This window comes from Kitasatospora sp. NPDC032757, assembly GCF_055579305.1.
Window position 1 is genome coordinate 24248 of sequence record NZ_JBVINN010000049.1, and the last position, 8582, is coordinate 32829.

An 8582-nucleotide genomic window follows, 5' to 3' on the forward strand; every position below is an offset into this window, starting at 1 on the left:
AGCCGTTCGGCGATCACGGTGACGATACCCGGCGACCGACTGCACCCTAGCCGGTGACTGCAAGGTGACCAGCCCGGGCGGCCCCATCCACCCAACCGCTGCAGCAAGAGCTGCGGGATGATCTCGGCGGCGTGCGGCCGCGGTCGGCGTCGGCGGACCCGCGCAGATGGCGCGGGCGCGCCGGGAGCACCCAAGCGACGGTGAGCAGGCCCGAGACACCGCGGAGGAGGTCGTTCGGGCCTCCTCCGCGATCCGAGCCGACGCCGCGCCTGCCGGCCGCTGTCTTCTCGCGGGCTTCACTGGCCGGATGCGCGCCGATCGCACTGGTGATCGACACGTTGCTCTCGCTGGTCAACCGGCTCTCGGTGATCTTCTCCGGCGATGCGACTGCGGTGACCTGGATCCGCGTCCTGGCGGACTACCTGGTGCGTTCTGCGTCTCCGGCGCCGGCTTCTGCAGCGCCCGTCGCACCCGGCGCTGAGCTACATCATGCTGCTCGGGGTGAGCCCGGGCAGCAGCCAGCTCTGGAACGGCGCCAGCACGGCGAGCACGAGGAACGCCACCCCGGCCACCCGCGCCAGCAGCGGCCCGCGGCGCCACAGCTTCTCCAGGAAGATCACCACCGCCATCCCCGCCATCGCCGCCACGTTCATCACTCCGAGCGGCACCAGCACCACCATCAGCGCCCAGCGGCACAACCAAGCTAGCTTATATAAGCATGTTTAGTTACTCTGGAGGCATGACCACAGACCGCACGGCAGCCGTGTACCCCGACCTGTCCCTCACCCTGTCCGAAGCCGGAGCCGGCCGGCCGGTCCTGATCCTGCACGGCGGCGGGGGCCCGGCCACCGTCGCCGGCCTCGCCCTGCACATCTCCCGCACCGCACACGCCATCACGCCCGTGCACCCTGGCTGGGACGGCGCCCACCGCCCCGAATGGCTCACCGGCATCGACGACCTCGCCCTCGCCTACCTGAACCACCTGCGGGACCGCCGGCTGGACGACGTCCTCGTCATCGGCTCCTCGCTCGGCGGCTGGATCGCCGCCGAGATGGCCGTACGCGACACCGCGGGAATCATCACCGGCCTCGTCCTGATCGACGCCGTCGGTGTGAACGTCGAAACGGAACCGATCACCGACTTCTTCGCCCTCGACGCACGCGGCGCGGCGGACCACTCCTGGCACGACCCGGACCGCTACCACGTCGACCCCGCCGACCTCCCCTCCGACGAACTCGCCTGCCGGCAAGGCAACATGGCCACCATGCGCACCCTCGCGGGCGACCCCTACATGCACGACCCCAAGCTGCTGCACCGGCTCGGACGCGTCCACGTGCCGACCCTCCTGATCTGGGGGGAGAGCGACCGCATCGTCACACCCGCGTACGGCCGGGCCTACGCCGACGCCTTCGCCAACGGCACACTCAAGGTCATCCCCAAAGCCGGCCACCTTCCGCAGATCGAACAGCCGGACGCCACCACCGCCCTGATCGACGCCCACCTGCGTCGCACGAGCACCCAACTCATCGACGCCGAGTGACCGTTGGCGCTCGGCACGACGCGTGCGGCGGCGGGCAGCATGGTCACCTCGACGATGCCGCCCGGCCGTCGGCCTCGATGGCGAGGTCGCCGCCGTGCGGCAGGACTTCCAGGTCGAGCCCCGGTAGGGCGGGGGGACCCGGATCTCCACCCGGACGCCCAACGCTGCCAGCGTCCCCACTGCCGGTAGAACGAGGCCACGGACTGGCCGAGCAGCGGGAAGGACTCCGTCCTGCCGTCCGCCGGTGCGACGACCAGCCGGTGGTCGACGAAGCCCATCGCCGGGACTCCGTGGCCGCACCGGTCCTGTGGCGGGACTCGATCCTGGGCGCCGTCCTCATGCTCAAGCCGAGCAGCGAGATGCCCGCGGACCTGCGACCGCTGATCTACCACACGCTCAAAACAGCCGAGGACATCAGCCGGCTCACCGCAACTCCCCTCTCTGGCGTCGTCCAGGCACCGCACCCACCGCCGGCGCTGCCGCCCCGCGATCACCTCGCGGGGCGGCACTGCGGAATCGCAGGGCGTCACAGGATGTGCCAGCGCATCCCATCCTCCCCTTCACGCAGCCCGGCGACACGACGGACAACCTCCGCCAGGGTTTCCGAACCCGCCGCAGCGCGCTTCGCGTTCGTCGTAATTATCCTCAACTCGCGCAGGTCCCAGAGAAGTTGGTACCCCCGCCACTCGACGACATCAAAGCCGTACGACCGGGCGAAGGCCGGGGTCGGTGGACACCGTCGCGCCCTCACCCGCCCCCTGAGCCCGGAGCGGGCTCGTGCGGTCGGCCGTCGGCGTCCGGCAGAACCAGGCCTGCCGGACCGTCCGCCGCCGACCGGTTCTGCCGAGGCCTGCCCGGGGAGAGGGCGATCCTGACGCCGACGCAGAGTGCCAGCAGTCCGCAGCCGGCCGCGACGAAGACGGTGCGGGGCGACAGGACGGCCAACAGCGCGCTACCCAGGCCCGCCGCCAGGGTCTCGGCAAGGAAGATCGGTCCGTAGATCGCACCGAAGACCCTGCCGAGCAGCTGCTCGGGTACGGTCTGGCCGAGGAGCGTGTCGCAGGCGACGTTCTCCAGTCCGTTGCCGACGCCGGCGATCGCGTAGCAGCCGACGACCGCGGCCGCGACGGGCGAGACGCCGGTCAGCAGCAGGCCGAGGCCGCCGGCTGCCAGGCCTGCGACGAAGTACCCGCCCAGGGGTGCCCGACCGGTGGCGCGCAACAGCAGCAGCGGCGCGAGGATCATGGCCGCTCCGTAGAGACTGGAGGCCAGACCGACGGCCTCGGCTCCCGCGCCGAGTTCGTCCCGAAGCAGGAAGACCAGGGCCACGTTGTCCAGCCCCGCCAGTGAGACGCCGAGGAACAGCGCGACCGCGAGCGTGCGGGCGGTGCGGTGCCGGGCCACGTAGGCCAGGCCTTCCGCCATGTCGGCGATCACCCGGCGGGCGCCCGCTCGGGATGAGGAGAAGGCGGTCCCCGTCGGTCGGCCGTGGGGTGAGGTGGCAGAGGCGGCGGCGGGGGTGGGTGCGGCGGCGGGGGTGGGTGTGGCCGCACCGGGCAGCGGCGGCAGGCGCAGCAGCAGCAGGGTGGAGACGGCGAAGGTCAGGGCGTCCACGGCGAGGGCCGCCTGCGTGCCGGCGTGGGCGAACAGCAGCGCGCCGACGGCCGGGCCCACTGCGAGGCTGACGTTGTGCGACATCCCCAGCAGTGCGTTGGCGGGGCCGAGTTGGTCGCTCGGCACGATCTTGGGGATGGTGCTCTTCCCGACCGGCAGGAAGAACGTGGAGAGCAGGGACGTGGCGGCCAGGACGGTGATCAGGACGGGGAAGGGCGGGAGTGCTATCGCCAGGAAGCCGATCAACAGCAGCCGCCCGAGGTCGCACGCGATCATCAGCTTCCGCGCGTCCACAAGGTCGGCGACGGAGCCGGCGAGCGGGCCGACCACCTGCGGAAGCGCGCGGGCGGCCAGGGCGAGGGCCAGCCGACCGGGGCCGGCCCCGGAATCCTGGAGGTAGAGGACGAGGGCGGTCAGTGTGATGAAATCACCGATGTAGGAGGCGGTGCGAGCACCCCAGAAGCTTCGGTACGACTTATTTCCACCAATAGCGGACATAATTCGCATGATTGGCAACACTCCCGATCAACCCCACATGACACTCGAACAAGCTCTTGCAAGTCGATTATTGCAAGGTTAGTCTGACCCTGCCGCTACTGGGCATCATGAGCATGAATCAATTCACAGAATTGGGGGTGCCATCATGGAGAACGTAGCCGACGGGGTCGAGGTTGTGGACGACTTCGACGCCTTGGACGACCTCGACGACATCGAGTTCAGCCTCGACGAGATCGAGAACAAGATCGCTCCGCTCGCGCTGGCCTGACGTCGAGTCAGCTGACGGAAGATCAGAAGAGCGCTTCCGTTCCAGCGAGTGGGCGAGATGATTCGCCGCATGGACCGCGCTCGGCGGGCGTCGACGACGCCGACCGGGCGCGGGCGGGCGGACCTTCTCGAACAATCGGGTCGAATTCAGTTCCCCCGCCTTTTTCATTCCTTCCTCCGGCCCGGCCGTGAAACGGCACCTACCACTTGTCCCGGAGATATCCGCCTGCGTGGACCTCGCGTCCCCGGCCGGCCGCGCGGGCGTCATCATGATTCCACCCCCGTAGGAGCTCCGGCGAATCGCGAAATGCAAACTTCTGCGATAGGGCTGTTGCTGAATGCTGAATGTCCTGGACATGAGTGTTTCCTGCCCGGCGCCGGTGGCGTTCGACGGGTTGCGGGCGGTCGTGACGGCGCTCGACGACCTCGGCACCGGGATCCGGAGCCGGCTCTGCGCGAGGTCGCCCGTGGAGGCCCGCGTGCTGGTCCCGGCCTGGGACGAGGGTGATCCGCGGGCGATCGCCGACATCGCGCTGAGCCCGTCCGAGCGGCGGCTGCACCGGGAGTCCGAACAGGTCTTCCGCGTCATCGAGGCCGCCTGCCGCGCCGTCGCCGACACCCTGGTCGAGGAGGACGTGCGACTGCGACTCGGACGCATCGGATCATGGGACACGCCGTCGCTGCGCGCCCTGGCACGGCTGGTCGAGCACCTGACCTGGCGCGGTGCGCGCGACCGGCTCACATTGTCCGGTGTCGAGCGACGCGGCCCGCTCGGCGAGGCCCTGGCCGAGGCCGGGCTGCCGTCGCCGGAGCCGGGCCAACTCGCCGCGAGGCTCGGTCACCTGGTCGCGGCCGACACCGGTCCGACGGCCGGGCACCAACGCGTCGAACCCGTCACCACGCCCGAATCGCGTCTGTTCGCAGCGGTGTTGGACGAAGGCGGCAATGCGGTCGACCGGATCGCCTTCGCGGTCGAGTCCGTCAGGCGCGGCTTCTTCCGCGGCGACTACGAGGTGATGGTCCGCTGTGCGCTGGTCGGCCTCGACCTGTGCGGACCGGGTACGCACCTGGACGGAGCGGTGATCGACGCCGTCCTGCGGCGCGGTCAGATGAGGTCCCCGCTCGCCGACGCCGTCGAGTTCGAACTCGGCCTGCTGAGGGGCCCGGCCGACGTCCGTGCCTTCTTCCGCAAGGTGCTGGGGATGGTCCACAGCTTCCGGGGCGACAACCGGCGTGCCCTCCATGAGTTCTCCCACATCGTCGACGGCGCGCAGTACTCGGTGGAGCTGCGGGCGCAGGCCGCCCTGTATGCGGCACTGACCAAGGTCAAGATGCTGCGCGACCCGGCGGCCGGGGCCCGACAGGCCACCGAGGGCATGGCACTGTTGGAGCAGTACCCGACCGGCAGCGACCAGGCCCGTCGGGAGCGCGGCTGGCTGCACAACGTCCGGGCGCTGTGCGCCTTCTCGCAAGGGCGGCTCGGCGAGGCGCTGACGGACGAGAAGGCGGCGCTGGCCTGTGTCGCCGACGGGTCCGACTCCAGCTCGGTCCACCTGAAGATCAACTTGATCTCCAACATCAGCGTTCTCCAGGAGCGCGCCGGGAAGGTGGACAGCGCCATCACCACCTGGCAGAAGTACACCGTGGTCGGCGTCGCCTGGGGGCCCATGTTCACCAAGCACCACGCCTACCGGCTCGGCGGACTGGCCCTCGCCGCGGGCCGGCCCGAGGAGGGCGCCACCGCCCTGGAAGCCGCGTACGCGGCCGGGGACAGCCTGTCGGACACCTTCCACCGCGCCGCGATCGCCACCGAGCTGGGCGGGCTGTTCCTGCCCAACGACCCCGCCCGGGCCGCGCACTGGTACCACACCGCCGCCGAGGCCGCCCGGGACCTCGCCGACCCCTACGGCCACGCGCTGGCCTGCGCCGGGCGCGACCTGGCCGAGGACCTGGCACCCGAACCGCGACTCGCCGCGATGGCGGCCTCCTCGGTGACGTACCCCGAGCGGGGCACGGAGCTCGCCGCAGCGATCACCTCGGGCGACCGGATCCGCTGCGCCGGCCTGCTCCCGCGTCCCCGCACCAAACTCAACCGGCCCTTCGACCACGTGAACCTCAGCTGATGGGGGCGCGGACCGCCGCGTCCACGTGGACGCTCCTGCCGCACTTCCTCCTGCGCCGGGCGGGCTTCCCCTTCGACCTGCTCGCCGTCCCCGACGACGATCCGACGGTGCCGGCCGTCGAGCACCTGGTCGAGTCCGTCCGCCGGATGGAGTCCGAACGGCACGCCCTGCTGCGCCGGGAGATCCCGGCCGAGGTGGAGCGCCTGCGCCGCGCGGGGGACGACGGCACGCTGCTGCGCCCGCTCTCCCGTTGCCGGAGCGCCCTGGGCCGGCGCCGGGACGCCGACGCTGCACAGCGCTGCGCGGCCCTGCCCGGTCGGGGCGAACACCTGGGCCCCGCCCTGGATCGCTTCGTCGCCGCCGCACGTGACGTGGAGCTGGCCCGGACTAGGGTCGCCGCCACGCTGGAACACAGTGCCCGGGCCGAGGAGGAACGACTGCTGCTGAGGCTCGGCCACGACCGGGTCAGGGAGGCGCTGGTCCAGTTGTCCCCCTCCTTCGCCGAGCACGCCGCCCGCTTGACCGCCGCCCGCCTGGCCACCGCCCGCCTCGCCGCCGCGCAGGCCGTGGACGGCCAGGGCCCCGCCCGCGCCCGCGACCGGAAGTTCCTGCGCACCGCCTACCTCTACGTACAGCGACTGGCCGCCAAGAACGAGACCACCAGCTTCTTCGGCCCGTTGACGCACGGCCGGTTCACCCCCGAGCACCAGGGTTACGCCGGCGGGCCGGAGACGGACAGCGGCGTGCGCCGCAACGACGCGTTCCTGGCGTTCTGGGCGACGGCCGAGCTGGCACGGGTCATCGCCGCCGACCCGCGCCTCGCCGGCCGGATCCCGGTGCGCCGGACACCCCTGGTCGCGGTCCTGGACGACGGCGTCCGCGACCCGCAGGGCCGGGTCCGTCGGCTCGGCGCCCTGGACCGGGCAATCCTGACCGCCGCCGACGGCGCCGACACCGCCGACGCGCTCGCCCGGCGGCTCGCCGCCGAGCGGGGCGTGCCACACCAGGACGTCCGGGACCGCGTCGAGCGGCTGGCCGGCGCCGGCCTGCTGCTGGCGGATCTCGAACCCGCGTCGGCGCGCCCGCAGCCGCTGGACGACCTGCGCGTACTGGTCGCGGCCGCGGACCCGGGCTCACCGTGGCTGGTCGAACTCGACGCCCTGAGGGAGGACCTGCGCCGGTACGCGAACACCTGCGGCGCTCCGGAGCGCGAGCGCGCCTTCGGGGAGCTGGAGAGCCGCTTCGGGCGGCTCACCGGCGTGGACGCCCGCCGCAGCGGCGGGCAGATGTACGCGGACCGCCTCGTTGCGTACGAGGAGTGCGAAGGCGACGCGCCCCTGACGATCGGCGCCGACGTCGCCGATCGGTGGAGCAGGGACCTCGCACCGTACCTCGACCTGTGCGCCGCGTACGGGGCGCTGCGCTTCCGGAGCGTCCGGGCCGAGGCCTCGCGGGTGCTCGCCGCAGCCGGCGGCGAGCTGCCGTACCTGGAGTTCGCCGACCGCCTTGCCGCGGCCACGGCCGCCACCGCCTCGCGGCGGGACGTCCCCGCCGAGGCCGTGGCCGACGACGCCGCGCCGCGGGACGTCCCCGCCGAGCGGGTCTTCGAGGAGCGGCTGGCCGCGGTGGTGGCGGCCGCGGCGGACGGCAACCGGGCCCGGCTGGCCCCCGCCGACCTCCGGACGCTGATCGACTCGGTCGAGCCCGACGACGACGGCCCGACCTCGGCCCGCTTCGTCTCACCGGACCTCATGCTGGCCCGTGCGGGCGCCGACGAGCTGCTCGTCCTCGGCGAGATGCACCCGTACGTCTTCGCCTGGGGCTCCCAGGGGCTCTTCGCCCCCGACGCCGAGGCCCTCCAGGCGGACCTGGCCCGCGACCTGACGCCCTGGGGCGGGCCCGAGCGGATCGCGACCGTCCTGCGCCGTCGCCAGCACAAGGGCCTGGTCTCCGAGGCGTTCCCCGGCCGGTTCGTCGAGATCAGCGGGCTGGCGACGCGCGAGCGCGACCGGTGCGTCGCGGTCGCCGACCTCCGGGTCGTCACCGGGCCGTCGGGGCCGGAGCTGCACGGGCCGGGCGGGCAACTCGTGCTCTACACCGGCGAGAACGACCACCCCCACCTGCGGGCGTTCGCGCCGCCGCAGGTCGAGCCGCCGCCGGTACGCCTCGGCGGGCGCCGGCCGCGCGTCTCGGTCGGCGACGTGGTCGTCCAGCGGGCCCGCTGGTGGCTGTCGGCACAGGACCTGGAGGAGCTGCACCGTGCGGCCGACGGCCCGGAGGCGGTGGTCGCCGTCGCTACCCTGCGCGCCCGGTCGGGCATCCCCCGGCACGTCTTCGTCAAGCCCGCCGGCGAGCCGAAGCCGGTGTGCCTCGACCTGTCCTCGCCACTCGCGGTGTCCGTGCTGCGGGTCTTCTCGGGCGGCGACCTCGTCGTGGAGGAGATGCTGCCGGCGCCGGACCAGCTGTGGCTGGAACGCCAGGCGGGCCGGCACACCTCCGAGTTCCGGCTGGCCATGATCGGGCGGGGGGACGCCTGATGT

The 8582-nt window shown here is 72.4% G+C and carries 4 protein-coding genes and 2 pseudogenes; 4 read left to right on the top strand and 2 right to left on the bottom strand.

Translation table 11 applies throughout. The annotated features are described in order from the left end of the window. Positions 1-482: 482 nt before the first annotated feature. Positions 483-695 (bottom strand): annotated as a pseudogene (locus ACZ5WK_RS35050) (copper chaperone); the annotation flags it as partial. Between the two features lie 44 nt (positions 696-739). Here ACZ5WK_RS35050 and ACZ5WK_RS35055 point away from each other — a divergent pair. Continuing rightward, positions 740-1540 (top strand): alpha/beta fold hydrolase, encoded by an 801-nt coding sequence (locus ACZ5WK_RS35055; RefSeq protein ID WP_465553718.1) that lies wholly within the window; start codon positions 740-742, stop codon positions 1538-1540. A 747-nt stretch (positions 1541-2287) separates the two neighbouring features. Here ACZ5WK_RS35055 and ACZ5WK_RS35060 read toward each other — a convergent pair. Next, positions 2288-3652 (bottom strand): MFS transporter, encoded by a 1365-nt coding sequence (locus ACZ5WK_RS35060; RefSeq protein ID WP_465553720.1) that lies wholly within the window; start codon positions 3650-3652, stop codon positions 2288-2290. A gap of 181 nt (positions 3653-3833) precedes the next feature. Here ACZ5WK_RS35060 and ACZ5WK_RS35065 point away from each other — a divergent pair. The 3 genes and pseudogenes from ACZ5WK_RS35065 to ACZ5WK_RS35075 all read left to right on the top strand — a co-directional run. Beyond that, a pseudogene (locus ACZ5WK_RS35065) lies at positions 3834-3920 on the top strand (ammosamide/lymphostin RiPP family protein); the annotation flags it as partial. Between the two features lie 355 nt (positions 3921-4275). After that, a complete protein-coding gene (locus tag ACZ5WK_RS35070; RefSeq protein ID WP_465553722.1) occupies positions 4276-6042 on the top strand; it encodes a hypothetical protein in 1767 nt (588 codons plus the stop codon). Beyond that, positions 6042-8579 (top strand): lantibiotic dehydratase, encoded by a 2538-nt coding sequence (locus ACZ5WK_RS35075; RefSeq protein WP_465553724.1) that lies wholly within the window; start codon positions 6042-6044, stop codon positions 8577-8579. The genes ACZ5WK_RS35070 and ACZ5WK_RS35075 overlap by 1 nt, the downstream gene beginning before the upstream one ends. Positions 8580-8582: the final 3 nt, after the last annotated feature.